We start from the raw sequence: 26,359 nt of genomic DNA on the forward strand, positions 1-26,359 counted from the left end.
GCCCGCGACGAAATCATGCCTGCTCGCCCTGGGTCCGGCCAGTGAGGGTACCGCCGTCCCACTGGCAGGATGGTCACGTGCCTGAGCCGAGCTGGACCGTGGTGGTGCCGGTCAAGCGCCTCGGGGCGGCGAAGAGCCGCCTGCGGGGCGCGCTGTCCGGCGTACCCCACGAGGACCTGGCGCTGGCCCTGGCGGCCGACACGGTCCGCGCGGTGCGGGCCTGCCCGGCGGTCGCCGAGGTCCTGGTGGTGACCGACGACACGCGGGTGGCGGCGGAGGTGGCGGCGGCCGGCGGCCGGGTGGTGGCGGACCCCGCCGCCGGGCTGAACGCCGCCTTCCGGCACGGCGCGGCGGCCGCCGGCCCGCGCGCCGCGGTGGTCGGGCTCACCGCTGACCTGCCGGCGCTGCGCCCGGTCGAGCTGGCCGCGGCGCTGCGGGCCGTCCCCGCCGCCCTCCCGGGGGTACGCGGGTTCGTGGCCGACGCCCCGGGCACCGGCACCGTGCTGCTCGCCGCGCCGGCCGGCGTACCCCTGGATCCGCGCTTCGGGCCGGGCTCGGCCGCGGCTCACGCGGCCAGCGGGGCCCGCTCGCTGTCCGGTGACTGGCCCACCCTGCGCCGCGACGTGGACACCGCCGCGGACCTGGCCGCCGCCGCCCGACTGGGCCTGGGCCCGCGCACCGCCGCGCTGCTCGGCGCCCGCGCGGCCGCCACCCCCGGCCGACCCGTCCGGTACGGTGCTGGCATGCAGGGCACGGTGGCCACCTACGACGCGGCGACCCGCAGCGGGGTGCTGCTCCTCGACGACGGCACCGAGCTGGCCTTCCCCGCCCGGGCCTTCGACGCCTCCGGGCTGCGGCTGCTCCGGCTCGGGCAGCGGGTCCGGATCGAGCGGGACGCGGCCGGCGAGGTGGTGCGGGTGACGTTGCCGACGATGGCCTGAGCAACCTGCCCCGAGTTCATTTTCCGTTCACCAGAATCGGGGAATCATGAGGGGGTGAGCACCCCTCGCGAGCAGCCCGAGAGCATGCCCCACCTCCTGCACCCGACCGCGCCCCGCAACGGCGCACCGACCCGCGGCACCGACGGCCGCTTCCAGCGGGTCCGCGCGCCCGAGGAGAACCTGCCCGTCGAGGCGGGTGGGCCCGACTCGGCCGGGCTGGAGGAGTCCCTCGACCCGGTCGAGGGGCCGGGCCCGATGCCGGACGCCGCGCCGCCGGCGGCGCAGCCGCTGCCGGAGGACCGGTTCCTCAACCGGGAGCTCTCCTGGCTCGACTTCAACGCCCGGGTGCTGGCGCTCGCCGAGGATCCGCGCACCCCGCTGCTGGAGCGGGCGAAGTTCCTGGCCATCTTCGCCAGCAACCTGGACGAGTTCTACATGGTGCGGGTGGCCGGGTTGAAGCGGCGCCTCTCCGCCGGCCTGCCGGTACGCGGCGGTGACCGGCTGCCGCTGCGTACCCAGTTGGAGCTGGTCGCGGAGAAGACCGCCGACCTGGCCGCCCGGCACGCCGCCTGCTTCGTCGACGACGTGCTGCCGAGGCTGGCCGAGGAGGACATCCGGATCCTGCGCTGGAGCGACCTAGACGACCCGGAACGGGAACGGCTGCGCACCTGGTTCCGGGAGCACATCTTCCCGGTGCTCACCCCGCTCGCGGTGGACCCGGCGCACCCGTTCCCGTACATCTCCGGGCGGTCGTTGAACCTGGCCGTGTCGGTCCGCGACCCGGACGGCGGCTCCGAGTTGTTCGCCCGGGTCAAGGTGCCGAACAACGTGCCCCGGTTCGTCCGGGTGGCCCGCGACCAGCCGGGCGTGCGGTTCCTGCCGCTGGAGGACCTCATCTCGGTGCACCTCGGGCAGCTCTTCTCCGGGATGCAGGTGGTGGAGTGCCATCTGTTCCGGGTCACCCGCAACGCCGAGGTCGAGGTGGACGAGGACCGTGACGAGGACCTGCTCCAGGCCCTGGAGCGGGAGCTGGCCCGGCGCCGGTTCGGTCCCCCGGTCCGGCTGGAGGTGGCCGCCTCCATCTCCGACCACATGCTGGAGCTGCTCGTCCGCGAGCTGGACATGGACAGCCAGGACGTGCTCCGGGTCCGCGGCCTGCTCGACCTCTCCGCGCTCTGGCAGGTGTACGGCGAGGCCGACCGCCCCGATCTCAAGGACCCGCCGTTCGTGCCGGCCACCCACCCCCGGCTCACCGAGGGCGAGGTGCCCCGCAGCGTCTTCGCCACGCTGCGCGACGGCGACGTGCTGGTGCACCACCCGTACCACTCGTTCGCCACCAGCGTGCAGCGCTTCATCGAGCAGGCCGCGGCCGACCCGGACGTGCTCGCCATCAAGCAGACCCTCTACCGCACCAGCGGTGACTCCCCGATCGTGGACGCGCTGGTCGACGCGGCGGCCGCCGGCAAGCAGGTGGTGGTGCTGGTCGAGCTGAAGGCCCGCTTCGACGAGGTGGCGAACATCGGTTGGGCCCGCACCCTGGAACGTGCCGGCTGCCACGTCGTCTACGGCCTCGTCGGACTGAAGACGCACTGCAAGACCGCCCTGGTGGTACGCCAGGAGGGCAACCAGATCCGCCGCTACTGCCACATCGGCACCGGCAACTACCACCCGAAGACCGCCCGGCTCTACGAGGACTTCGGCATGCTCACCGCCGACCCGGAGATCGGCGCCGACCTGACCGACCTGTTCAACGTGCTCACCGGCTACAGCCGGCAGACCGCGTACCGGCGGCTGCTGGTGGCCCCGCAGGGCATCCGCAGCGGCCTGATCGAGCGGATCGAGCGGGAGATCGCCCACGTCCGGCTCGGCATGCCGGGACTGGTGCAGTTCAAGGTGAACGCCCTGGTGGACGAGGAGATCACCGACGCGCTCTACCGGGCCTCCCGGGCCGGCGTCCACGTCGACCTGCTGATCCGGGGCATGTGCACGCTGCGCCCCGGGGTGCCGGGGCTGTCGGAGAACATCCGGGTCCGCTCGATCCTCGGCCGGTTCCTGGAGCACTCGCGGATCTTCCGGTTCGGCAACAACGGCGACGCCGAGTTCTGGATGGGTTCGGCCGACCTGATGCACCGCAATCTGGACCGCCGGGTGGAGGCGCTGGTGCAGGTGAGCGACCCGGTCGCCCGCGCCGAGCTCGACCAGGTGCTGACCGCCGCGTTCAGCCCGGACGTGGACGCGTTCGAGCTGGCCGGGGACGGCAGTTGGAGCCGGCGTACGGGCACGGACGAGGTGCCGCTGACCCACCTGCAGGAGTTGCTGCTGCACCGGGTCGGCGGGACGGCGAGCTGAGCGGGCCACGCCGAGCGCCGACCGGGCATACGGTGAGCGGATGACGGACGACGAGCCGGTGCGGATCCGGGCGGCGGGCGGTGTCGTCTGGCGCCCGGCGGCGGCCGGCGTCGAGGTCTGCCTGGTGCATCGCCCCCGGTACGACGACTGGTCGCTGCCCAAGGGCAAGCTGGATCCCGGCGAGCACCCGTTGCGGGCGGCGGTACGCGAGGTCGCCGAGGAGACCGACGTCCGGGCCGTGCCGCAGGTACGCCTGCCGACGATCCGCTACCGCAGCGAGGGCCGGCCGAAGGCCGTCGACTACTGGTCGATGCGGGCCGCGGCGGAGGGCGGCTTCCAGCCGGACACCGAGGTGGACCAGGTGTCCTGGTTCCCGGTCGACGAGGCGGTACGCCGGGTCAGCTACCCGCACGACGGCGAGGTGGTCGCCGCGTTCGCGGCGCTGCCGCCGGTGACCGCCACGGTGCTGCTGGTCCGGCACGGGCACGCCGGCAAGCGGGGTGCGTGGTCCGGCCCGGACGCTGGCCGCCCGCTGGACGCGCAGGGCTGGGCGCAGGCGCAGGCGCTGGCCGAGCTGGTGGCCGTGGTCCGCCCGGTACGCCTGCTCTCCGCCTCGGCCCGGCGCTGCGTGCAGACCCTCGACCCGGCGGCCGCCCGGCTGGACCTGCCCATCGAGGTGGCCGGTGACCTGGATGAGCCGAAACCCGGCCAGCAGCCGGACGAGTGCGCGCTGGCCGCCGCGGCCCGGCTGACCGAGCTGGCCGAGGCCGGCGACCCGGTCGCGGTGTGCAGCCAGGGCAAGGTGATCCCGGGCATGCTGGAGCGGCTGGCCGGCCGGGCCGGCGACTTCACCACCCCGAAGGGCGGCGGCTGGCTGCTCGCCTTCGCCGGCAGCCGCCTGCTCGCCGCCGACCGGCTCTGAGCCGGGTTGGTGGGCGCTCCTCACCAGAGGCGCGAACTGGTGGCATCCACCCTGGTCGGATGCCGCCACATCCGCGAGCTGGCCGCCCCGCCAGGGGCCCATGCACGGAAAAGGGCGCCCACCGCGAGCGGTGGGCGCCCTTTCCGGCCGGTGCGGTCAGCGCCGCGTGGCGGCCTTCTTGGCCGGAGCCTTCTTCGCTGGCGCCTTCTTGGCGGCCGTGGTCTTCTTGGCCGCCGTGGTCTTCTTGGCCGCCGTTGTCTTCTTCGCCGCCGTCGTCTTCTTGGCAGCGGCCGCCTTCTTGGCCGGCGCGGTCTTCTTGGCCGCAGCGGCCTTCTTCGCCGGCGCGGCCTTCTTCGCCGCGGCGGTGGTGGTCTTGGCGGCCTTCGCCGCCGTGGTCTTCTTGGCGGCACCGGCCGCAGCGGTCTTCTTCGCCGCGGTCGCCTTGGCCCCGGCCGCCTTCGCGCCGGTCGCCTTGGCAGCGGCCGCGGTGATCTTCTTGGCGGCGGCGGTGTTCTTCGGCACCTTGCCGCTGGCCACCATCTCCTTGAAGCCAGCGCCCGGGCGGAAGGTCGGGACGGAGGTCTTCTTGACCTTCACCGCCTCGCCGGTCCGCGGGTTGCGCGCTGTTCGGGCGCCCCGGACGCGCTTTTCGAACGCTCCGAATCCGGTGATCGCCACCTTCTCGCCCTTGGTGACCGCCGCCTGGACCTCAGCGAGGACCGCGTCGAGCGCGGCCGTCGCCGTCTTCCGGTCCCCCAGGCGAACGGCGAGCGCCTCGATGAGCTCGGCCTTGTTCACGACTTCCTCCCGATTGTGCAACTGACTCGACGCGAGCCATTCTGCGCGCACGGTATGCCCTGTGCTGCCCGGACACAAACATTCGGTGGAAAAAAGGCCTTGTGTCGTAACGGATTCGCCCCCACCGGCGAACCGGTGGGGGCGAAAACCGCTGTGCGCTCCGGTCTCCGGCTACGCCACGGAGGGCAGGAACGACGGCCGGGACGCCTCGTACGCACCGATCTCGGCCTCGTGCCGGAGGGTGAGTCCAATGTCATCCAAGCCCTCCATCAGCCGCCAGCGGCTGTGGTCGTCCAGCGGGAAGGCCCAGGTGGCATCCCCGGCGCGGACCTGGCGGGCGGTGAGGTCGACCGTGATCGGGGTGGTGGGGTCGGATTCCACCAGATCCCAGAGTTCCGCCACGGCTTTCAATTCCAGCTCGACCGGGAGGAGGCCTTCCTTCAGCGCGTTGCCGCGGAAGATGTCGCCGAAGCGGGGAGAGATCACCGCGCGGAAGCCCCAGTCCCGCAGGGCCCAGACGGCATGCTCTCGGGAGGAGCCCGTACCGAACTCGGGGCCGGCGATGAGAATCGACGCGCCCGAATGGGCGGGATCGTTGAGAACGAATGCCGGATCCTCCCGCCACGCACTGAAGAGCCCGTCCGCGAAACCGGTCCGGGTCACCCGCTTGAGGTACACGGCGGGGATGATCTGATCCGTGTCCACGTTGGACCGGCGCAGCGGCACGGCGGTGCCGGTGTGGGTGGTGAACTTGTCCATCTCTCGGCTGCCCTTCTACAGGTCGGCGGGGGCGGCCAGCCGGCCGACCACGGCGGTGGCGGCGGCGACCGGCGGGGACACCAGGTGGGTGCGCCCGCCCCGGCCCTGGCGGCCCTCGAAGTTGCGGTTGGAGGTCGAGGCCGAGCGCTGGCCCGGCGACAGGGTGTCCGGGTTCATCCCGAGGCACATGGAACAGCCGGCGAAGCGCCACTCGGCGCCGGCGTCGGTGAAGACCTTGTCCAGGCCCTCCGCCTCGGCCGCCTCGCGTACCGCGGCGGACCCGGGGACCACCAGCATGCGTACGCCGTCGGCCACCTGGTGTCCGCGTAGCACGTCGGCGGCGGCGCGGAGGTCCTCCAGCCGGCCGTTGGTGCAGGAGCCGACGAAGACCACGTCGACGGCCAGGTCGCGCAGCGGGGTGCCGGCCTTGAGGTCCATGTATTCCAGGGCCCGGCGGGCGGCGGCCCGCTCCGGCTCGGTGACGAACTCCTCCGGGTCCGGCACGACGGAGCCCAGCGGGGCGCCCTGCCCGGGGTTGGTGCCCCAGGTGACGAACGGCGTGATCCGGCTGGCGTCCAGGGTCACCTCGGCGTCGAAGGTCGCCCCCTCGTCGGTGGGGAGCGTCCGCCAGTACGCCACCGCGGCGTCCCAGTCGGCCCCCTGCGGCGCGTTCGACCGTCCCTTCAGGTACGCGAAGGTCGTCTCGTCCGGCGCGATCATGCCGGCCTTGGCGCCCCACTCGATCGACATGTTGGCGATCGTCATCCGCCCCTCCATGGAGAGGTTGCGGATGACCTCGCCCCGGTACTCGACGATGTGGCCGCGCCCACCGCCGGTGCCCACCTGGGCGATCAGCGCCAGCACCAGGTCCTTGGCGGTGACGCCGGGGGCGAGCTGGCCGGTGACGTTCACCGCCATGGTCTTCGGCCGGGCCTGCGGCAGCGTCTGGGTGGCCAGCACGTGCTCCACCTCACTGGTGCCGATGCCGAACGCGAGCGCGCCGAAGGCGCCGTGGGTGGCCGTGTGCGAGTCGCCGCAGACGATCGTCATGCCCGGCTGGGTGAGACCCAGCTGCGGGCCGATGACGTGCACGATGCCCTGGTTCTCGTCGCCCAGCGGGTGCAGCCGGACGCCGAACTCGGCGCAGTTGCGGCGCAGCGTCTCGATCTGGGTGCGGGAGGTGGGGTCCGCGATCGTGAGCAGGTCGCCGCGCCGGGAGCGGAACGCCGGGTCGTCGTACCCGGTCGGGGTGTTGTGGTCCTCGGTCGCGATCGTCAGGTCGGTACGGCGGACCCGGCGTCCGGCCAGGCGCAGCCCGTCGAACGCCTGCGGGCTGGTGACCTCGTGGAGCAGGTGCAGGTCGATGAAGAGCAGATCCGGCTCGCCGTCGGCGGAGCGGACGACGTGCGCGTCCCAGACCTTCTCGGCCAGGGTCCTCGGTTGAGTGACTCCCACCATCTGGACATCCTAAATTCTGGGAGGTAAATTTCGGCTTGTGGGACACAGTATGAGCGGTGTCGGCGTTCTCGACAAGGCGGTGGTCATCCTGGCCGCCTGTGTCGACGGCGCCAGCCTGGCCGAACTCGTTGAACGCACCAAGCTGCCCCGGGCCACCGCGCACCGGCTGGCACAGGCTCTGGAGATCCACCGGATGCTGGTCCGGGACACCCAGGGACGCTGGCGCCCGGGGCCCCGGCTCGGCGAGCTGGCGAACGCCGCGCCTGACGTGCTGCTCACCGCGGCCGAGCCGCTGCTCTCCGCGCTGCGTGACGCCACCGGCGAGAGCGCCCAGCTCTACCTGCGCCGCGCCGACGAGCGCATCTGCGTGGCCGCCGCCGAGCGGGCCAGCGGGCTGCGGGACACCGTGCCGGTCGGCTCGGTGCTGCCCATGACGGCCGGTTCGGCGGCGCAGATCCTGCTCGCCTGGGAGCCGCCCGAGGCGGTCATGCCGCTGCTGCCCCGATCGAAGTTCACCGGCCGCACCCTGGCCGAGGTACGCCGCCGCGGCTGGGCGCAGAGCGTCGCCGAGCGGGAGGCGGGGGTGGCGAGCGTCTCGGCACCCATCCGCGACCGCACCGGGCGGGTGATCGCCGCGATCAGCATCTCCGGCCCGATCGAGCGCCTCGGCCGCCGCCCCGGCGAACGCCACGCCATGGCCGTCGTCCGCGCCGGCCAACGCCTCTCCGGCCTCTAACCCCGCCCCCTGATCTCCGCTGGCTGGCTCCCCGAGTTGATCAAGAGGTTTACGTCACGGATCCCGCTGTCCGAGACGCAAACTTCTTGATCGCCACGCGGGGGGCTGGAGGGCAGCGGGCGGCCAACGACCGCGGGCGCCGCGGTGGCCAAGGCGGTGGTCGCCCGAGGGCTGGACGGGACGGGGGACCAGCGAACGGCCAACGGCCCGCCCCACGAGTTGGGACGGGCCGTTGGCGTTGGTAGCCCCGACCGGATTCGAACCGGCGCTACCGCCTTGAGAGGGCGGCGTCCTGGGCCGCTAGACGACGGGGCCAGGCACTTTTCCTGCTTCACCGCCCTGACGAGCGGTGCGGCCGTTAGTCTAGCGGCACCGCCCGGCGGGCACGACGACGGGGGTCGACCGCGGCGACGCCGGGCGGACCACCCCGCGCCGACCGCCTGCAAGGTCCCAGGCGGTGGCGGAGGCAACGCGGCCCGGGTTGCGCGCCGACTACGAACGGGTGGTCGAGCAGCGACGTCGGGCGGACACGAAACAGCCCGCCCCAACAGGTGGGACGGGCTGTCTGCGCTGTAGCCCCGACCGGATTCGAACCGGCGCTACCGCCTTGAGAGGGCGGCGTCCTGGGCCGCTAGACGACGGGGCCAGAACCATGTGCTTCCTCACCCATACGGGTGAGGAAGCTGCACTCTATCAGAGATCACCTGCCGCCCCTCCAGCGAGGAGCGGAGCGGAACTCCGCCAGAATCCAGCGTCCGGGATCCTCGCGAATCCACGGCTGCGCTGGGGTACCAGGACTCGAACCTAGACTAACTGAACCAGAATCAGTCGGGCTGCCAATTACCCCATACCCCATTGGCCCCTTGCGGCGCCGGGAATGAACTTTACCCTCCCGGTGCCGACAGGCCAAATCCAACCCCTCGAACCGCCCCTGACCTGCGGAAACGAGACGTCGGACGCATCAGGCGACCGGTACCACCGGGTTGGTGAGCTCGCCGATCCCCTCGATCCGCACAGTGACCGTATCCCCGTCGGTGAGCGGGCTAACCCCCGCCGGCGTACCCGTCAGCACCACGTCGCCCGGGAGCAGCGTCATCACGTGGGAGATGTACGACACCAGGGCCGGCACGTCGAAGACCATGTCCTTGGTCCGGCCGAGCTGGCGTACCTCCATCTCCTCCGGATTGCGACCCACCTCACAGCGGACCTCCAGGTCGGAGACGTCCAGCCCCGTGGTGATCCACGGACCGAGGGGGCAGAACGAGTCGAAGCCCTTGGCCCGGGTCCACTGACCGTCCGAGCGCTGCAGATCCCGGGCGGTGACGTCGTTGGCGCAGGTGTAGCCGAAGATGGCTCGCTCGGCGGCGGCCCGGTCGGCCCGGCGCGCCCCGGGGGCGCCGATCACCACGGCCAGCTCCGCCTCGTGCTCGACCTGCTTCGAGAAGATCGGCAGCCGGATCGCGTCCCGCGGGCCGATCACCGAGGTGGACGGCTTCAAGAACAGCAGCGGCTCCTTGGGCACGTCGCTGCCGTGCTCGGCGGCGTGCTCAGCGTAGTTGCGGCCCACGCAGACCACCTTGCTGGGCAGGATCGGCGAGAGCAGCCGGACGTCGGAGAGCGCCCACCGGGCGCCGGAGAACTGGATCTGCCCGAAGGGGTGCCCGTCGATCTCGGCGATGGTCAGGCCCTGCGGCCCGGCCTCCGGCTCGCCCTCGACGACCCCGAACGACATTCCCTTGGCATGAGCAAAACGAGCGATACGCACCCGGCCAATCTATCCCCGCCAGCGGCCCGCTCACGTCGGGCGCGGCCGGCCCGCCGCGCGCCCATCCCACGGGCACCGACCCGGGTCCCGACCAACCGGCGGGCCAGCGTACGCGGCCACCGGTGGACCGGGGCGAAAATGCCGACTTCGTACCCGCCCGGCGGGGCCGGGCCCATAGCTTCGGGTCCGGAGGTTCGTTGGTATGCCTGCATCGAAACGACACCACAGGACCCTGGCAGTGATCGTGAACTGCCTCGGCGTGATGGCCGCGGTACCGGCACTGCCGGTCACGGCGCCCCGGGCCGCGGCGGCGCCCGCCCAGCCCGGGCCGGCCGCGGCGGCACCCGCCCCGGCGGAACGCGCCACGCCGATCCCGACCGGGATGCCGGCGGCACCGCCCGCGGTGCCGCCGGCGAGCCCGGCCCCGATCCAGATGTCCAAGCCGCCGGTCACCGTCGCGATGACGGCGGCCAACACCCCGGCGCCCGGCTACCAGATCGAGATCCGCAACGGCGGGAACGCCCCGGTCGACACGACGGTACGGCAGGAACTGCCCGCCGGGTCGCAGGCCACCACGGTGACCGCCGGCGGTCGGGCCACCCGCGCGATCGGCACGTCCGGAGTCAACGAGGTCACCTGGCGGCTGCGGTTGCCGGCGCAGAGCACCACCACGCTGCACACCGCGCTCAGCACGACCACCCAGGGACGCTCGGTCACCGCGCCCGCCTGCGTGTACGGCACCGACGGCACCCGCCCGTACGACTGCGCCACCGCGACCTGGACGGGACCGGCGGTTGCCGTGACGAAAGTGGGCGCGGCCCCGGTGTGGCGGCGACCGCCGGTGCTGCTGGGCGCGCTGGCCGCGGTCCTGGTCGTCACCGCCGGTGCGCTGCTGTTCTGGTGGCAACGCCGCCGGCGGCGCTCCCCCGCCGCGCGGCCCGTTGCGGCGGCGGCCCACGCCGGCGACCCGGCCCTCGCCCGCGGCGCGGACGGCCCGGCGAACCCCGGGGCAGGCGGCCCGGCGAACCCGGGGACGGGGGGCCCGGCGAACCCGGGGACGGGGGGCCCGGCGAACCCCGGGGCGGGCGGCCCGGTGAGTGCCGGGGCGGGGGGCCCGGCGAACCCTGGGACGGGGGGCCCGGCCAGTCCCGGGGCAGGCGGCCCGGCGAACCCCGGAGCGGGGGGTCCGGCGGACCGCGGGACCATCTACCCGCGCCCGGCCATGCCGACGTTGCCCGGGCAGCGGCGCAAGCCGCCGGTCTGGCTGCTGGTCGGGGTCGCGGCGGCGGTGTTGGCCGGCGTGGTCGGCGCGGGTGCGTGGACGGCCACCCAGCGGGTCTCCGCGATCGACACCGGCAAGCAGCCGACGAGCGGCGCGTGGATCGGCCGGAGCGTCACCGGCGCGGTCGGCGTCCCGCTACGGGAGTCGGCGTTCGAGTTCACCGTCTACCGGGTGGCCTGCGGCACGCAGGGCCTGCCCAGTGCCCAGGCGGGCGGCCGCCAGTGCCTCGCCACGGTCGGCGTACGCAACCTCACCCAGGGCGAGCAGACCTGGCACGGCCAGCTGCAACGCGCGTACCTGCCGGGGGGCAACTGGGTCGCCGCCGACGAGGACGCCACCCGGGTGGCCAACCTCGGGCGGGACGTCTTCGCCCAGCCCGTGGCGGCGGGCAGCCGGGTGCTCCTGCCGCTGGTCTTCACCCTGCACGGCACTGACCCGCCGAAGCAGTTGGAGCTGCGCAGCGGCGTCTTCTCCGCCGGGGTGCGGGTGGACGTGGCCTGACCGGGGTCGGGCGGCGGTCGTACCCTGGGGTCCGTGACCGCCGCCCTCGCCCCCGCCACCGCGCTCGACGCGGCCGACTGGCGGGCCCGGCGGCGGGCCCACGAGGAGCGGGTGGACGCCTGGCTGGCGCCGCACCTGACCCGGCGGCGCTCCGGGGTGAAGCACCCGGTGGAGGACTTCCTCTTCACCTACTACTCCCACCGTCCCGCCCAGCTGCGGCGGTGGCACCCGGGCGCGGGGGTGGTGCTGCGGGACGCGGACCCGGCCGAGTTCGGCCGGGACTACCAGGCCACCGGCGCCGGCCTCACCCTCGACACCGATCGGGTACGCGCTCGGCGCGCCGAGTCGATCGCCTGGATCCGTACGCTGCTCGCGGCGACCGCCGGCCGACCCGCCCACTTCGGCTGTTTCGGGCTGCACGAGTGGGCGATGGTCTACCGGCAGACCCAGGACGAGGTGCGCCACAACGCCTGGCCGCTGCGGCTCAGCCCGGAGGCGACCGCGGCCGTGGTCGAGGAGCGGGGTGTGCGGTGCAGCCACTTCGACGCGTTCCGGTTCTTCACCGCGCCGGCCCGGCCGCTGAACCTGCTCACCCCGACGCGGGAGACCCAGCACGCGCTGGAGCAGCCCGGCTGCCTGCACGCCAACATGGATCTACGCATGCGCAACTCAGGCAACTTCCCAAGGTGGGGGGTATCGAAGCGGTACGAAGCGGACAACAGGGGTCGAGACCAGTGACTCGCCTGCCCGCTTCCACCTGGGCTTCCCTCTCACGGGCACACGAGGAGCGCGCCGACTCCCTCACCGCCGGACATCGAGCCCGCAAGGCCACCAGGGAACGCCACGCGATCGATGACTTCCTGTACGACTACTACGGCACCAGGCCCTCCGTGCTCCGACGCTGGCACCCGGGCGTGGGCATCTCCTTGGAGCCCAGACCGAACGGCCCTGCCCCACACCGACAGTGGCGTTGGTACGCCACGGACGCGGACGGAGTCGTGAGCTTCGACGTCGCAGCGTTCCTCGCCGACCGGGCTGAGTCGGTGCGCTTCATCCATCGGCTGTTGTCCGCGATCGCGTCGCGACCAGCCTTCACTGGCTGCTTCGGCCTGCATGAGTGGGCGATGGTGTACCGCCAACGTGAGCATCGGCATCCACTCCCCCTGCGACTTGGGCAAGAGGGCACTGACGCGGTAGTCGAGTCTCACCAGATCCGCTGCACGCACTTCGATGCGTTCCGGTTCTTCACCCCTGACGCAGTCAGCCTCAACCGGCTCCAACCAACGAGGGAGAGCCAGGTAGAGCTTGACCAGCCGGGCTGCTTGCATGCCTCGATGGACTGCCACAAGTGGGCAACCAAGCTGGGCCCTGCGGTCCCGGGGGATCTGGCGCTCGACTGCTTCGAGTTGGCGAGGGACATCCGGCTACTCGACATGCAGGCGTCCCCGTACGACTTCTCCTCCTACGGGGAACCGGCGGTGGCCATCGAGACACCCGAGGGCAAGGTCGAGTACGTCGCTCGTCAACGCGAGTTCTCGCAGCGCGCGGGCCAACTACGCGCCCGGTTGATCGATGTGTGTGCGGCGCTGCTTGAGGGAGCGGAGTCACCGGCATGGGTATACCCAACGTCAACTCGATGACTCAGCGGCGCCCTGGGAGGGTTGAAGATCCTCAGGGAGTGATGGAGCCGGCCAAGAGCTAAGCCGACGGCATCGGGCAAGCTTGAGCGGTGGATGTCGAGGCGGTACGAGTCGAGGGCTATTACGAGGTCCTGGCGCTTCATCGCATGCTCATGGAGTGCAAGTCCGAGGATCTTGGAAGCGTCTACGCAGGCAGCCCGTTCATAGCCGCCATCCAGCATCGCCTGGTTGACGCCCTTGGGGCCGCCGACCCGGGCCAAGGGTGGCGCACCTGGCGGAACGCCGATGCGCACCCCCGCCGCGTAGAGGCCATCCGCGCTCACCTGGCCCAGGCAGGCGAGTGGTGGCAGGACGCCAGCGACGAACAACGTGCGGCATACGTGCGAGACCTCCTCGCACCGTTGCGGCCCTCGCAGGAACTGCTGGCTGAGCGTCAGGAGCGCCAGCGTCGGCAGGGTGATGCAGCGGCAGGAAGCCGGGGAGGATGTCCTCCTACGCGCGTAGGCGCGCGCCCCCGCGTGCGCGTACCAAGGAACTACTCCGTAGGAGTAGTGCTGTTCTGCTGGAGGTCTACAACCTGTAAGCAGTAGATCTTAGATAGACCCCGAAGGGGTCTCTATCTGTATAGCTGGATACCAGTAGCACTGGGATGCAGGGGCACTGACGCGAAGCGCCTGTGCCACAGGATCACTGCGCTCCCTGGTGTTCATGTGTCGGCGGAGAACCCGAAGATCAGGAGTCCGAAGATGGGCCCCTTCGGGGCCCTCTCCCCGGTTCGGTTCCTCCTCTGGGTCATATGCTCGCAACCTTCGCGGGGTCTCCCGCCCTGAACAACACATCGACATGCCGCTCATCGGTGCGGCGAACGCCACGCCCCTTCTGGCGGAGACGACAGCTCACGACAACCGCGAGGATCAGGGACCGCCTGCGGTCTACATCCAACCCGTCCCAGTGACGGCGCACCTGCTCGTCCGTCATCCCGGTGACGCCCTTGACGGCGCTGTCACTCCCCAACTGGGATAGCTGATCCTCCAACTCATCCACCCGACTGCGCATGGTCTGGGATGCAGTCAGGAACTGCGATCGCGTAACGAGTCCGGCAGCGTAGTCGGTGGCCAGATCATCGAGCCGTGACCGCAGGCTCCCCAGCTCGTCCCTCATCTGCTGAACAGGCAGATCGTCCTCGCTCTGCTCGAACGCTTCCGCGAACTGCGGCGCGGTGAGGAACCGGATCACCCGCTCGCTGACCATGGTGTCAGCCTCGTCCTGACGGTGGGATACGCAGTGCTTAAGCTTGCACTCGTACACGGCGTAGCTACCCTGCTCGCCCTTCCGTCCACGCCAGGCCGTGCGGATGGGGCCACCACAGTTGGCACACGTAGCGACACCCGTCAGCAGGCTGCGACGGGGACCGCCACCACCAGTCTTGCGGGCAGGAGAGTTAAGCACGCGGACAGCGGAACGGTAGATCTCCTCGGGCACCAACGCATCCCAGTTCCCGGGGCCAACCTCACCCCCTGCATACGTCCGGATAGCGCAGTTCCTGGCGGCCATGAGGAGCTGACGTGACCTCTACAAGTGGGCGTACAAGCTCTCCCCGCTGATGCCGTCCGAGCTGGTCGCGGACTGCTTCGCGCTGGCCCGGGAGATCCGCGCGCTGGACATGCGGGCCAGCCCGTACGACCTGGCCGACCTGGGCTATCCGCCGGTGCTGGTGGAGACGCCGGAGGGCCGGGCCGAGTACGCCGCCGCGCGGCGCGGCTTCGCCGAGCGGGCCGCCGGGCTGCGCGGCCGGCTGCTCGCCGCGGTCGACTGATCGGGGCAGGCCGGGCAGACCGATCGACCCCGGCCCGGTTCAGCCGACCGCGCGGATCAACCCCGGCCCCGATCGTGCGGACTCAGCCCTCCGGGTGGCCCCGGTGCGCCGCCCACTCGGGCGCGAGGATCGACATGACGGTGGCGTCCACCCAGTCGTCGCCGTCGCGGAGCACCTGCCGCAGCGTGCCCTCGGCGACGAAGCCGACCTTCTCGTAGACCCGGCGGGCGCGCGGGTTGAACGCGAACACCTCCAGCGAGATCCGGTGCAGGCCGAGCTGCTCGAAGCCGTACCCGACGATCAGCCGGACCGCCTCGGTGCCGAGCCCCCGGTTCCGGCCGGCCGGGCCGATCAGCGTCCGGAAGTTGCAGTTGCGGTTGTGGCCGTCCCACTCGTTGAGGACCACCTCGCCGACGCAGGCCCCGGTCGCCTTGTCCACGACGGCCAGGTCGAGCCGGTCGGTCTGGCTGTTGCGGGTGCCGTACCAGGCGCGGAGCCGGCCCGGGTCGATCGGCTCGGGCGGGCTGCCGGTGAGCCGGGCCACCTCCGGGTCGGCCAGGGCGGCCTGGAAGGCCGCGAGGTCCTCGTCGACGAACGGGCGCAGGATGACCCGCTCGCCGGTGAGCGTGGGTTTGACGGAGAAGTCGACGGGCACGGGGCGCATTCTGGTCGGCGGTCCGGTCGGCCTCAAACCGTTTCCCGCGCCGCCGGGCCGGGTCAGTCGCCGTCCACCCGGCGGTCGCGCTTGCGCTGGGACTGGCGCTTCTTGTCGGCCAGCCGGCGCTCCTTCGCCGCCCGTGACGGGCGGGTCGGGCGGCGGGGCTTGGCGGGCGGGGCCACCGCCTCCCGCAACACGGCGGCCAGCCGTTCGCGGGCCGCCTCCCGGTTGGCCAACTGGGCCCGGTGTTCGCTGGCGGTGACGGTCAGCACGCCGTCGACCAGCCGCCCGGCGAGCCGGTCCAGCGCGCGGGCCCGCAGTGGCTCGGGCACGCTCGGCGAGCCGGCCAGGTCGAAGCTGAGTTCCACCCGGGAGTCGGTGGTGTTGACCCCCTGCCCGCCCGGCCCGGACGAGCGGGAGAACCGTTCCCGCAGCTCGCCGGCGGGGACCACGAGCCGGTCGGTCACCCGCAGTCCATCGTCCACGCCCCGAGGCTATCGCCCCGACCGATGGGTGGGCGTGGGAGTTACCGTCGGGGTGGGCGCGGGGCCGGCCCGCTCGTGGTCCGGCCCGGCCGCCGCGTACGCGGCCGCGCCGACGAGCAGCAGGGCGATCACGCCGATCTTGGTGAAGACCGCCCGGATCGCCAGCCAGGCGGTCCGCCGGGCGCCCGGGACCGTGTTACGGGCGGTCTGGTAGTCCTTCCAGCCACGCTTCGCGCGGGCGTACGACGCACCGACGCCGGTGCCGATGACCAGGCCCACCAGGAGGAGGGCCGCGATGACAGCTTGCTCCACCCATGCCAGTATCCATACTCAGCGTAATATTTCCATGGCCCGATGGCCCCACGCCGGATATCCGACAGTTCACCCGATCCGGCGGGATGGTCCGATAGGGCGGGGCAGCTCCGGGCCGGTCAGCCGCCCCGGCCGATGATGGTGTCGGCGGTCTGCTGGACCTGGTCGATCGGGATGGCGAACCCGATGCCGATCGAGCCGTTGCCGTCGATGGTGGCGATGGCCGTGTTCACCCCGACCACCTCGCCCCGCGCGTTGACCAGCGGGCCACCCGAGTTGCCCGGGTTGATCGAGGCGTCGGTCTGCACCGCGGCGTGCCGGCCGTTGCCGATCCGTACCTGACGGTTGAGCGCGCTGACGATGCCGGCGGTCACCGTGCCGGACAGGCCGAGCGGGGAACCGACCGCGAGCACCGGCTCGCCGACCCGGGTGGCGTTCGGCTTGGCCAGCGGCAGCGGCGACAACCCGGCCGAGGCGGGCACCTTGAGCACCGCCAGGTCGCTGCTCGGCTCCCGCCCCACCACCTCGGCGGTGAACCGCCGGCCGTCGGAGGTCTCCACGGTCACCGGCCCGGAGCCGCCCTTGGCCAGGATGTGATCGTTGGTCACGATGTGCTGCTCGTGGTCGATGGCGAAGCCGGAACCGCTGGCCGACGCCCCGGAGCCACTGCCGACCATCACCGACACCACCCCCGGCACGGTCTTCTCGGCCGCGGTGACCAGCTCCGCCGGCACCGGCGCGGCGGACGCCGCCGCGGGCCCGGGCGCGTCCCGGCCGGCCACCCAGCTCCCCGCCGCCGCCCCGGAGACCATCGACAGCGCCACCACCGCAAGCGCGGTCAGCATCCGGCCGCGCCAGCCGCGCCGTCCCGGACCCCGCTCGGACCCGGGTACGTCCCAGCGCCCGCGCCCGTCCGGGTCCAGCTCGGGCGAGACGAACCACGGGCCGCGTGGCTCGCCGAGTCCGGTCTGCACTGCCATACCTGGCTCCTCACGTGTCGTGCCGTCGTCGCGGACGGGTGGTACGGGTCAGGGCAGTCGGGAGAACCACCGCAGGGATCCGGCGGCCGCTCCCATCGCGAAGACCAGCCCCAGGCCGATGAAGCGGGCGGAGATGTCCTGCCGTTCCTTGCGGTAGCCGACCGAGGTGCCGATGTCCTCGTAGACGGCGCGCAGCTCGGCGCTGGTGGACGCCTCGTGGAAGCCGCCCCCGGTCTCCTCGGCGACCGCCTTGAGGGTCTGCCCGTCCACCGGCACCTGGATGGCCCGCCCGCCCCGGTCGACGAAGCCGGACGGGGTGCCGAACGAGATGGCGTGCACCGGGACCTTCGCCGTCACGGCCTGGGCGGCCGCCTCCATCGGGTCCATGCCGGAGGTGTTCGCGCCGTCGGAGAGGATGATGATCCGGGCCGGCGGCGGATCCTTGGCCGCCTTGGCGTCCAGGCTCTTCACCGCGCCCAGGGAGGTGCTGATCGCCTCGCCGATGGCGGTGCCCTGGACCCCGGTGATGCCCTCGTCGAGCCGACCGATCCCCTCGTGCAGCGCGTCCCGGTCGGTGCCCGGCGGGACCAGCACGGCCGCGCTGCCGGCGAAGGCGACCAGCCCGACGTTGAACTCCTTCGGCAGGCCGTCGACGAACCGGCGGGCGGCCTGCTTGGCGGCGGTCAGCCGGTCCGGGTCGACGTCGCTGGCCAGCATCGAGGTGGACACGTCCACCGCGACCATCACGGTGGCCCGTTCCCGGGGTACCCGCACCTCAGCGTTGGGCCGGGCGAAGCCGACCACCAGCAGCGCGAGCATGGCGAGGAAGAGTCCCGCCGGCACGTGCCGGCGCCAGGCCGGCCGGTGCGGCGCGACCCGGTCCAGCAGCCGCAGGTTGGTGAACCGGATGGCGTACCGGCTCTGGCGGCGCTGCATCACCAGGTAGCCGACGACGAGCGCGGCGACGCCGAGCAGGAGCCAGAGCCGGGCGGGCGACTGCCAGGTCACGCGGCACCTCCCCGGGGCGCGGCCGGCGCGGCGGCCAGCCGGCGCTGGGCGTGCACGTGCCGCACGATGTCGGCGCTCCAGTCGCGGTCGGTGCGCAGCGCCAGGTGGCTGGCGCCGGACCGGCGCAGCGCGGCGCGTACCTGGTCGCGTTGGGCGGCGGCGGCTTGCGCGTACCGCTCCCGCAGGCTCCGGTCCCCGGTCCACACCTCGCGGCGCCGGCCGGTCTCCGGGTCGACCATGGTGACCAGGCCGACGTCCGGCAGCTCCAGCTCGCGCGGGTCGGTCACCTCCACGGCGAGCACCTGGTGCCGGACGGCGAGCCGGCGCAGGAGGACCTCCCAGGGCGGGGCGGCGTCCGGGTCGTCGGGCAGCCCGTCGAGGAAGTCGGACACCACCACCACCAGGCCCCGGCGCCGGGCCACCCGCCCGACCCCGTCCAGCCCGTCGGCCAGCGCCGGCGGGGCGACGACGACGTCAGGTCGGGGCGCGGCCAGCAGGGCGCGCAGCAGCCCGAGCAGGTGGGTACGCCCGCCCCGGGCCGGGAACCGGCGTACGCCGTCGGGGCTGAGCACCAGCGCGCCGAGGCGGCTGCCGACGCCGGCGGTGAGGAAGCCCACCGCCGCCACGGCGGCCACCGAGAGTTCCCGTTTGTCCAGCGTGGCCGTGCCGTACGCCATGCTCGGGCTGGCGTCCACCAGCAGCCAGGTGGTCAGCTCCCGGTCGGCGTCGACCTCGCGGACGTGCGGGACGGTGGTCCGGGCGGTGACCGCCCAGTCCATCCGGCGCACCTCGTCCTCGCCGGGGCGGTACTCGCGGCTGCCGGCCGCCTCGCTGCCTGGGCCGGGCAGCAGGCCGCGGTACTGGCCGTGGAGCAGCCCGTCGAGCCGTCGTGTGACGGTCAGCTCCAACCGGCGCAACCGCTCGTTGGGAGCGAGTTCCGCCAGGCCGGGCTCGGGCAGGGGCGGTGCGGCCCGGCGCCTCATGCCGCCGCCAGGTCGGGCGCCGTCTCGGGGTGGCCGGCGACGACCCGGGGTGGCGGCACCGCCTCGATCAGCCGGCGGACCAGCGCCTCGGCGGAGACACCGTCGGCGACCGCGTCGAAGGAGAGCACCAGCCGGTGGGCGAGCACGTCCACGGCCAACTCCCGGACGTCGTCCGGGAGCACGTACTCCCGGCCCCGGATGAGCGCCTGGGCGCGGGCGGCGGCGACCAGGCCGAGGGTTGCCCGGGGACTGGCCCCGTACGCCAGCAGCGGCGCGATCTCGGGCAGCCCGAACCGGCCCGGGTCGCGGGTGGCGAGGATGAGCCGGACGACGTACTCGGCGAGCGCGTGGTGGACGAAGATCTGGCCGGCCCGGCGCTGCAGTTCCCGCAGCCGGGCCGGGTCGAGCACCGGCCGGGGCGTCGGCCGGTCGCTGCTCATCCGGTAGAGGATGTCCAGCTCGTCGGCGTCGGTCGGGTAGTCGACCACGATCTTCATGAGGAACCGGTCCCGCTGCGCCTCGGGAAGCTGGTAGACGCCCTCCGATTCGATCGGGTTCTGGGTGGCCAGCACCAGGAACGGGTCGGGCACCGACCAGCTCCGGCCGCCGATCGAGACCTGCCGCTCGGCCATCGCCTCCAGCAGCGCCGACTGCACCTTCGCCGGGGCGCGGTTGATCTCGTCGGCGAGCACCAGGTTCGCCATGATCGGGCCCAGTTCGACGTCGAACGCCTCGGTGGACGCCCGGTAGATGCGGGTGCCGACGATGTCCGAGGGGACCAGGTCGGGGGTGAACTGGATCCGGGAGAAGGTGCCGCCGACCACGGTGGCGAGGGTCTGCGCCGCGAGGGTCTTCGCGACCCCCGGCACGCCCTCGAGCAGGCAGTGTCCGTCGGCGACCAGGGCGGTGAGCAGGCGTTCGACGAGGCGATCCTGCCCCACGATCACCCGTTTTACCTCGAAAAGGGTCTGTTCCAGCTCGACGCCGCTCGCATCGGCATCCACCGGGCTGGGCACGCTGGCCAGGGTGTCCGAGATGTCCGTCACGGTGCTTGCTTCCCGAGCCGGCCCGGCGACAAACGTCGGATTATCCGCCCCTCGGCGGTCGTTCCCGAGCCGGACGGGGAGGACGCTCCCAGGCGGGCAGCAACCGTACGAGCCGGTGCGGGCGACGCAGTCGGGCGCAGACGGGTCGCCGGGACGGCGGGCGAACGGCACTGGCCCCCGCCGGAGCGGGGGCCAGCACGGCGGGGCGGGTCAGTTGGCGATGACGATGTGGAACGGCTTGTCCGCGAAGCCGCCGAAGGAACTGCGGGTCTGGACGAAGATCGCGTTGGGGATCAGGGTCCGGGGCGCGACCGAGACCTCGCCGCCCGGCGGGACGTTGGCCGGGTCGTCGGTGCCGATGGACGCGTGGTACGCCTTGAGGCGGACGTCGTAGTCCAGCGTCACCTGGTACTGCCCGGCGTACTGGCCCGGCAGGTTGCTGGCGAACTTCGTGGCGGCGATGACGTTGCCCGAGTGCTGGAGCAGGGCGCCGTTGCTGCCGACGACGGCCCAGGCGACCGTGCCGGCGGCGGGCGGGGCGAGGGTGGCCCGCAGCGCGGCCTTCGCCGCCCGGGTCTCGGCGGCGGTCACCGGGGGCTGCTGACCGGGCTGCCGGGCGCCGGGCTGGGCGGCCTCGGCCGGAGCCTTCGCCGCCGGGTGGGCGGCGGCCGCGATGCCCCCGCCGGCCAGGGTGAGGGCCAGGACGCCGAGTGCTACCACCGCCGCCTTGCGTCTGAAGAACATCAGGTCTCCCTTTGTGACCGTGAAGAACGGGCCGACCCGCGATTCACGGGCCGGATGACAACTGCAGGAGAGCCGGGCACAGAAACCACGGGCCATCGGGAAACCCGCGTTTTTTCACGCACCGTCGAGGTTGGCAACCCAACCCCTACACCCGGATTGACCTGGACTTACTACGGAGAGTCGCGACGTCTCGACCAGGTGGAAGGTAGCACCGAAAAATGCCGAGGGTCAATAGCGCGGATTTGCGTTTCGAACCTCGAACAGCAACTCGGGAAATTGCGAAAAGTGAAGGGTTGGCCATTCGTGAAATGGTGTTGCGGACACCGCGACGGGCCACCGGACGGTACGGTGACGGGCGTGCCGACGACCACGGACCAGGGCCCGGCCGCCCGGACCCGCCGGATCGCCACAGTCGCCTGCTGGCTCACCGTCGCGCCGGTGGCGGCCTGGGCCGTGCTCCGGCTGGCCGGTCTGGAGCGCGGGCCGCTGGTGCAGGCGGTCGCCTTCACGCCGTACGTCGCCGCCGCGTCCCTGGTGCCGCTCGGGCTGGCGCTCGCGCTGCGGCGCCGCGGGCCGGCGGCGCTCGCGGCCGTCATCGCGCTGGCGCTGGTCGGCCTGGTGGCGCCCCGCGCGGTCGCGGCCGGGCAGCCCGAGGTCGGCGGTCCCACGCTCCGCCTGCTCACCGCCAACCTGCTCGTGGGCGGCGCCGACCCGGCCCGCCTGGTCGGGCTGGTCCGCGCACACCGGGTGGACGTGCTGGCCGTGCAGGAGTTCACCCCGGGGATCGCGGCCGAGCTGGACCGTCTGGGGCTGGCCACCCTGCTCCCCTACCGGGAGCTCAACCCCGAGGTCGGCACCACCGGCTCCGGGCTCTACGCGCGCTTCCCGCTCAGCGAGGGCGGGTTCCGGCGCAACCAGGGCTTCTCCTTCACCCAGGCGTACGGGACGCTGGCGGTGCCGGGCGCACCACCGGTGCGGGTGGAGTCGGCGCATCCGGCCGCCCCGTACGCCGTCGACGTGCTCCCCGACTGGTGGACCGACCTGCGGGCTCAGCCGCCCGCCACGCCGGACGGGCGGCTGAGCATCCTGGCCGGGGACTTCAACGCCACCCTCGACCACGCGCCACTGCGCGAGCTGATCGCCACCGGGTACGTCGACGCCGCCGACGCGGCCGGCGCCGGGCTCGTCGGCACCTGGGGCCCCTACGACGGTGACCCGATCCCGCCGGTCACCATCGACCACGTGCTGGTGGACCGGCGCATCGCGGTCCGCTCGGTGACCGTGCACGCCGTTCCCGGCAGCGACCACCGGGCCGTCCTCGCCGAGCTGCGCCTGCCCGCGGCGTGAGCAGGATCCCTGGTCAACCGAGGGCGTCGACCGGGCCGCCCTTACACCCGGGCCCGGTCCAGGCCGTAGGTGAGCGCGTCGACGAGGGCGTGCCAGCTCGCCTCGACCACGTTGGGGTGCACGCCGACGGTGGTCCAGTCGCTGCCCGCGCCGGCGGTCTCCACCAGCACCCGGGTCACCGCGCCGGTGCCGTGGCTGCCCTCCAGGATGCGGACCTTGTAGTCGGCCAGCTCGAAGTCGCGCAGCTCCGGGTAGTGCCGGGCCAGCGCCACCCGCAGCGCCTCGTCCAGGGCGTTGACCGGGCCGTTCCCCTCGGCGGTGGCGATCACCCGCTCACCGCGTACCCGGATCTTGACGGTGGCCTCGGAGACCACCGCGCCGTCCTCGCGGTGCTCGACCAGCACCCGGTACGACTCCAGGGCGAACGGCCGGGGCGCGGCCCGGCCGGGCAGTTCGGAGCGGACCAGCAGCTCGAACGAGGCGTCCGCGGCCTCGAACGACCAGCCGCCGGCCTCCAGCTCCTTGACCCGCTTGGTGACCGCGGACACCGCCTCCGGATGGCCGGCCAGGTCCAGCCCCAGCTCACGGCTCTTGAGCTCGATGCTGGCCCGGCCGGCCATCTCGGTCACCAGGATCCGCATGTCGTTGCCCACCACCGACGGGTCCACGTGGTTGTAGAGCAACGGGTCCACCTTGATCGCGCTCGCGTGCAGCCCGGCCTTGTGGGCGAAGGCGGCGGCCCCGACGTAGGCCTGGTGGGTGTCGGGGGCGATGTTGGCGATCTCGGCGATGGCATGCGAGACCCGCACCAGCTGTTCCAGGCAGCCGTCCGGCAGGACGGGCAGCCCGAGCTTGAGCTGGAGGTTGGCGACCACCGCGAAGAGGTCGGCGTTGCCGGGGCGCTCGCCGTACCCGTTGGCGGTGCCCTGGAAATGCCGCACGCCGGCCTCGACCGCGGCGATGGTGTTGGCCACCGCGCAGGCGGTGTCGTTCTGGCAGTGGATGCCGAGCAGTTCCGGAGCCACGCCGGTGCGCGCGGTGACGTCGGCGATGGCGGCGGTGACCTGGGACGGCAGCATCCCACCGTTGGTGTCGCAGAGCACGAACCGCTCGGCACCCGCGGCGAGCGCCGTCTCCAGCACCGCCGCGGTGTACGCCGGGTCGTACCGGTAGCCGTCGAAGAAGTGCTCGCCGTCCACGAAGACCCGCCGGCCCTCCCGCACCAGGTGCGCGACCGTGTCCCGGACCATGGCCAGGTTCTCCTCGGCGGTGGTGCGCAGGGCCCGCTCGACGTGCCGCAGGTCCGCCTTGGCGACCAGCGCCACCGCCGGGGTCTCCGCGTCGAGCAGCCCGCGCACCTGCGGGTCGGCGTCGACCGCCACGCCGGCCTTGCGGGTGGCCCCGAACGCGACCAGGATCGCGTGCTTCAGCTCCAGCTCGGTCCGAGCGCGCCGGAAGAACTCGGTGTCCTTGGGCACCGCGCCCGGCCAGCCGCCCTCGATGAAGCCGACCCCGAGGTCGTCGAGCAGGCGGGCCACCGCCAGCTTGTCGACCACCGAGTAGCTGAGCCCCTCGCGCTGCGCACCGTCGCGCAGCGTCGTGTCGTACACCTGGAAGGTCATGGGAGTCCTCTTCTCGAGCCTTGAGGGGAGCAACAAAAAGACCCCCCGCGGGATGCGGGAGGTCTGCGCGCTCGGCGAGAGGGAAGCCGGCGCGCTAGTTGCCAATAATCAGAACGGAGCTGGTCACGGTCTGTACTCTGCCACCCCGACCCGGCTTTTGGGAGACACAATCCACATGCCGGGACGGTCACGGAGGGTGGTACTACCCGATCGAGGGACGGATCCGCCGCAGAACGCGCCGTTCGTGATCGACTTCACAAGTCATCCGGTCGCCGACATGGGGAAACGAGGCTGCGGAAAAATCTGGAACCGATCCAGTTACCGGCCTCGCGCCGCTGACAACCGCTGCCAAGGAGGACCTGTGCTCACCGTCGGTGACCGCTTCCCCGAATACGAACTCACCGCCTGCGTGTCGTTGGACGCCGACAAGGCGTTCGAGACGATCGACCACAAGTCCCACGAGGGCAAGTGGCGGGTGGTCTTCTTCTGGCCGAAGGACTTCACCTTCATCTGCCCCACCGAGATCGCCGAGTTCGGCCGCCTCAACGGCGAGTTCGCCGACCGGGACGCTCAGGTCCTCGGCGTCTCCGTCGACAACGAGTTCGTCCACTACGCGTGGCGCAAGGACCACCCGGACCTGCGCGAGCTGCCCTTCCCGATGCTCAGCGACATCAAGCGCGAGCTGACCGCCGCCTGCGGCGTGCTCGGCGAGGACGGCGTCGCCCAGCGGGCCACCTTCATCGTCGACCCGAACAACGAGATCCAGTTCGTCATGGTGACCGCCGGCTCGGTCGGCCGGAACGTCTCCGAGGTGCTGCGGGTGCTGGACGCGCTGCAGACCGACGAGCTCTGCCCGTGCAACTGGAACAAGGGCGGCGCCACCCTGGACGCCAACGCGCTGCTCGCTGGCGCCGGGGCCTGACGATGGGCCTGGACGCGGTCAAGGCGGCGCTGCCCGAGTACGCCAAGGACATCAAGCTCAACCTTGGCTCCACCATCGCCACCTCGACACTGAAGCCGGAGCAGGCCTGGGGCACCGCCCTGGCCTGCGCGGTGGCGGCCCGTAACCCGGTGGTGCTCAGGGAGATCGCCGCCGAGGCGGCCGGTCACCTCACACCGGAGGCGGTCGAGGCGGCCAAGGGCGCCGCCACGATCATGGCGATGAACAACATCTACTACCGGGCCAAGCACATGATCGGCGACGAGCAGTACGCGTCGCTGCCGGCCCGGCTGCGGATGCAGATCATCGCCCGACCCGGCGTGGAGAAGGCCGACTTCGAGCTCTGGTGTCTCGCCGTCTCGGCGATCACGGGCTGCGGGGTCTGCCTGGAGTCGCACGAGAAGACCCTGCGTGCCGCCGGGTTCAGCCGCGAGCAGGTGCACGAGGGGCTGCGCATCGCGGCCGTCGTGCACGCCGCCGCGGTGACCCTGGACGCGGAGGCCGCCCTGGCCTGAACGGATCGGTGTAGCGGTCTCCACAACCGGGTACGAAGGGTCCGACAGGGCACATCCCCCGAGAAAGTCGAGAAAGGGAGTGGACGCCATGGAGCGGCTCGACCCTCGAACGACCCACGGGACGCCGGACCCGCTCACCTACGGTGGTGAGGGCGCCTTCGCGGGCGGCATGCCCGCGGGACGCTTCGATCCGTGGAGCTACCGGGACGAGGCCGGGGTGACCGGCATCGACCTGGTCGGCTACAAGGTGGCGGCGATGGACGGCGGAATCGGCAAGGTGGACCGGGCCAGCCACGAGGTGAACTCCAGCTACCTGGTGGTCGACACCGGGCCGTGGATCTTCGGCAAGAAGGTCATGCTGCCGGCCGGCACCATCAACCACGTCGACCACGACGAGCGGAAGGTCTACGTCGACCGGAGCAAGGACCAGATCAAGGCCGCGCCCGAGTACGACGAGAGCACCGACTCCGATCCGGCGTACCGGGACAAGCTCGGCGGGTACTACGACGACACCTACTCGTCGATCCCCCCGGGTACCGCCCGGTAACGGAGGCACCTGCAGCAACGGCCGGTGGGCACCGCCCCACCGGCCGTTGCCATGTCCGAGGCCATCGGAGGCCTGCCTCGACCAGATACCCTCCACAGAGAGCCTGGTATCGGCCTGGACCGTAAGTTACGCTACGCCGATTAGCGGCACGCCCCGATGCACAGGCCTTGGTCCGGCGGGCTTCGGGGCAGGTTACGGGCCCATC

At 72.4% G+C, this 26,359-nt stretch carries 24 protein-coding genes, 3 tRNA genes and 3 pseudogenes; 13 read left to right on the forward strand and 17 right to left on the reverse strand.

All coding sequences use genetic code 11. The annotated features are described in order from the left end of the window. Positions 1-77 precede the first annotated feature (77 nt). The 4 genes and pseudogenes from cofC to FXF52_RS16785 form a co-directional block, all read left to right on the forward strand. A pseudogene (gene cofC, locus FXF52_RS43105) lies at positions 78-728 on the forward strand (2-phospho-L-lactate guanylyltransferase); the annotation flags it as partial. 15 nt (positions 729-743) lie between these two features. After that, entirely contained in the window at positions 744-941 is a 198-nt protein-coding gene (locus FXF52_RS43110) for a cold-shock protein (protein ID WP_255472042.1), read from the forward strand. Between the two features lie 54 nt (positions 942-995). Further along, entirely contained in the window at positions 996-3,290 is a 2,295-nt protein-coding gene (locus FXF52_RS16780; protein ID WP_370517996.1) for an RNA degradosome polyphosphate kinase, read from the forward strand. A gap of 40 nt (positions 3,291-3,330) precedes the next feature. Then, positions 3,331-4,212: an NUDIX hydrolase gene (locus tag FXF52_RS16785; protein WP_148797847.1), complete on the forward strand. Its 882-nt coding sequence runs from the start codon at positions 3,331-3,333 to the stop codon at positions 4,210-4,212. Positions 4,213-4,368: 156 nt separating this feature from the next. Here the strand turns inward: FXF52_RS16785 and FXF52_RS16790 are convergent, their stop codons facing one another. From FXF52_RS16790 to leuC, 3 genes are all read right to left on the reverse strand, one after another. Next, entirely contained in the window at positions 4,369-5,010 is a 642-nt protein-coding gene (locus FXF52_RS16790) for an HU family DNA-binding protein (RefSeq protein WP_148797848.1), read from the reverse strand. Between the two features lie 171 nt (positions 5,011-5,181). Then, a complete protein-coding gene (gene leuD, locus FXF52_RS16795) occupies positions 5,182-5,769 on the reverse strand; it encodes a 3-isopropylmalate dehydratase small subunit (protein WP_148797849.1) in 588 nt (195 codons plus the stop codon). A 15-nt stretch (positions 5,770-5,784) separates the two neighbouring features. Next, positions 5,785-7,227, reverse strand: a complete 1,443-nt coding sequence (gene leuC / locus FXF52_RS16800) for a 3-isopropylmalate dehydratase large subunit (protein ID WP_148797850.1) — start codon at positions 7,225-7,227, stop codon at positions 5,785-5,787. 49 nt (positions 7,228-7,276) lie between these two features. Between leuC and FXF52_RS16805 the strand changes: the two genes are divergently transcribed. Beyond that, positions 7,277-7,963: an IclR family transcriptional regulator gene (locus tag FXF52_RS16805; RefSeq protein ID WP_148797851.1), complete on the forward strand. Its 687-nt coding sequence runs from the start codon at positions 7,277-7,279 to the stop codon at positions 7,961-7,963. Positions 7,964-8,202: 239 nt separating this feature from the next. Here the strand turns inward: FXF52_RS16805 and FXF52_RS16810 are convergent. The 4 genes from FXF52_RS16810 to FXF52_RS16825 form a co-directional block, all read right to left on the reverse strand. Beyond that, positions 8,203-8,278: transfer RNA gene (locus FXF52_RS16810), tRNA-Glu, on the reverse strand. Between the two features lie 258 nt (positions 8,279-8,536). Beyond that, positions 8,537-8,609, reverse strand: a tRNA-Glu gene (locus FXF52_RS16815). A gap of 137 nt (positions 8,610-8,746) precedes the next feature. Further along, positions 8,747-8,818 (reverse strand) — tRNA-Gln (locus FXF52_RS16820). 106 nt (positions 8,819-8,924) lie between these two features. Next, complete coding sequence (locus FXF52_RS16825; RefSeq protein WP_148797852.1) at positions 8,925-9,728, reverse strand: fumarylacetoacetate hydrolase family protein; 804 nt, start codon at positions 9,726-9,728, stop codon at positions 8,925-8,927. 202 nt (positions 9,729-9,930) lie between these two features. On the opposite strand from FXF52_RS16825, the gene FXF52_RS43115 reads away from it, so the two are divergent. The 3 genes and pseudogenes from FXF52_RS43115 (at position 9,931) to FXF52_RS16840 (ending at position 13,151) form a co-directional block, all read left to right on the forward strand. Then, positions 9,931-11,511, forward strand: a complete 1,581-nt coding sequence (locus tag FXF52_RS43115; protein WP_255472028.1) for a hypothetical protein — start codon at positions 9,931-9,933, stop codon at positions 11,509-11,511. Between the two features lie 33 nt (positions 11,512-11,544). Further along, positions 11,545-12,168 (forward strand): annotated as a pseudogene (locus FXF52_RS16835) (3-methyladenine DNA glycosylase); the annotation flags it as partial. A gap of 77 nt (positions 12,169-12,245) precedes the next feature. After that, on the forward strand, positions 12,246-13,151 hold the full coding sequence (locus tag FXF52_RS16840; protein ID WP_148797853.1) for a 3-methyladenine DNA glycosylase: 906 nt from the start codon (positions 12,246-12,248) through the stop codon (positions 13,149-13,151). A gap of 792 nt (positions 13,152-13,943) precedes the next feature. Here the strand turns inward: FXF52_RS16840 and FXF52_RS16850 are convergent. Then, positions 13,944-14,633, reverse strand: coding sequence for a zinc ribbon domain-containing protein (locus FXF52_RS16850; protein ID WP_148797854.1), 690 nt, complete (start codon positions 14,631-14,633; stop codon positions 13,944-13,946). A gap of 85 nt (positions 14,634-14,718) precedes the next feature. On the opposite strand from FXF52_RS16850, the pseudogene FXF52_RS16855 reads away from it, so the two are divergent. Beyond that, a pseudogene (locus tag FXF52_RS16855) lies at positions 14,719-14,967 on the forward strand (3-methyladenine DNA glycosylase); the annotation flags it as partial. Positions 14,968-15,049: 82 nt separating this feature from the next. Here FXF52_RS16855 and FXF52_RS16860 read toward each other — a convergent pair. The 8 genes from FXF52_RS16860 to FXF52_RS16895 form a co-directional block, all read right to left on the reverse strand. Beyond that, positions 15,050-15,622: a GNAT family N-acetyltransferase gene (locus tag FXF52_RS16860; RefSeq protein WP_255472029.1), complete on the reverse strand. Its 573-nt coding sequence runs from the start codon at positions 15,620-15,622 to the stop codon at positions 15,050-15,052. A gap of 62 nt (positions 15,623-15,684) precedes the next feature. Continuing rightward, on the reverse strand, positions 15,685-16,110 hold the full coding sequence (gene arfB / locus FXF52_RS16865; RefSeq protein ID WP_148797856.1) for an alternative ribosome rescue aminoacyl-tRNA hydrolase ArfB: 426 nt from the start codon (positions 16,108-16,110) through the stop codon (positions 15,685-15,687). 9 nt (positions 16,111-16,119) lie between these two features. Beyond that, positions 16,120-16,422 (reverse strand): hypothetical protein, encoded by a 303-nt coding sequence (locus FXF52_RS16870; protein WP_148797857.1) that lies wholly within the window; start codon positions 16,420-16,422, stop codon positions 16,120-16,122. A 119-nt stretch (positions 16,423-16,541) separates the two neighbouring features. Then, the gene (locus tag FXF52_RS16875; protein ID WP_148797858.1) at positions 16,542-17,402 is read right to left on the reverse strand and encodes a S1C family serine protease; all 861 of its coding nucleotides are present in this window, start codon (positions 17,400-17,402) and stop codon (positions 16,542-16,544) included. 48 nt (positions 17,403-17,450) lie between these two features. Further along, positions 17,451-18,410 carry a VWA domain-containing protein gene (locus FXF52_RS16880; protein WP_148797859.1) on the reverse strand — a complete coding sequence of 320 codons (960 nt, stop codon included), beginning with the start codon at positions 18,408-18,410 and terminating at the stop codon, positions 17,451-17,453. After that, positions 18,407-19,393, reverse strand: coding sequence for a DUF58 domain-containing protein (locus tag FXF52_RS16885; RefSeq protein ID WP_148797860.1), 987 nt, complete (start codon positions 19,391-19,393; stop codon positions 18,407-18,409). Before FXF52_RS16885 ends, FXF52_RS16880 begins: the two co-directional genes overlap by 4 nt. Next, a complete protein-coding gene (locus FXF52_RS16890; RefSeq protein WP_148797861.1) occupies positions 19,390-20,439 on the reverse strand; it encodes a MoxR family ATPase in 1,050 nt (349 codons plus the stop codon). The genes FXF52_RS16885 and FXF52_RS16890 overlap by 4 nt, the downstream gene beginning before the upstream one ends. A gap of 210 nt (positions 20,440-20,649) precedes the next feature. Next, entirely contained in the window at positions 20,650-21,183 is a 534-nt protein-coding gene (locus tag FXF52_RS16895) for a hypothetical protein (protein ID WP_148797862.1), read from the reverse strand. A 357-nt stretch (positions 21,184-21,540) separates the two neighbouring features. Here FXF52_RS16895 and FXF52_RS16900 point away from each other — a divergent pair, with 357 nt between their 5' ends. After that, positions 21,541-22,530 carry an endonuclease/exonuclease/phosphatase family protein gene (locus tag FXF52_RS16900; protein ID WP_255472032.1) on the forward strand — a complete coding sequence of 330 codons (990 nt, stop codon included), beginning with the start codon at positions 21,541-21,543 and terminating at the stop codon, positions 22,528-22,530. A gap of 41 nt (positions 22,531-22,571) precedes the next feature. Here FXF52_RS16900 and cimA read toward each other — a convergent pair whose 3' ends face one another. After that, a complete protein-coding gene (gene cimA / locus FXF52_RS16905; RefSeq protein WP_148797864.1) occupies positions 22,572-24,152 on the reverse strand; it encodes a citramalate synthase in 1,581 nt (526 codons plus the stop codon). A 361-nt stretch (positions 24,153-24,513) separates the two neighbouring features. Between cimA and FXF52_RS16910 the strand changes: the two genes are divergently transcribed. The 3 genes from FXF52_RS16910 (at position 24,514) to FXF52_RS16920 (ending at position 26,154) form a co-directional block, all read left to right on the forward strand. Next, positions 24,514-25,074 carry a peroxiredoxin gene (locus FXF52_RS16910; protein WP_148797865.1) on the forward strand — a complete coding sequence of 187 codons (561 nt, stop codon included), beginning with the start codon at positions 24,514-24,516 and terminating at the stop codon, positions 25,072-25,074. A gap of 2 nt (positions 25,075-25,076) precedes the next feature. After that, entirely contained in the window at positions 25,077-25,607 is a 531-nt protein-coding gene (locus FXF52_RS16915; protein WP_148797866.1) for a carboxymuconolactone decarboxylase family protein, read from the forward strand. Positions 25,608-25,695: 88 nt separating this feature from the next. Next, on the forward strand, positions 25,696-26,154 hold the full coding sequence (locus FXF52_RS16920; RefSeq protein ID WP_148797867.1) for a PRC-barrel domain-containing protein: 459 nt from the start codon (positions 25,696-25,698) through the stop codon (positions 26,152-26,154). Positions 26,155-26,359 lie beyond the last annotated feature (205 nt).

Source organism: Micromonospora sp. MP36, assembly GCF_008119785.1.
Taxonomy (GTDB): Bacteria; Actinomycetota; Actinomycetes; order Mycobacteriales; family Micromonosporaceae; genus Micromonospora.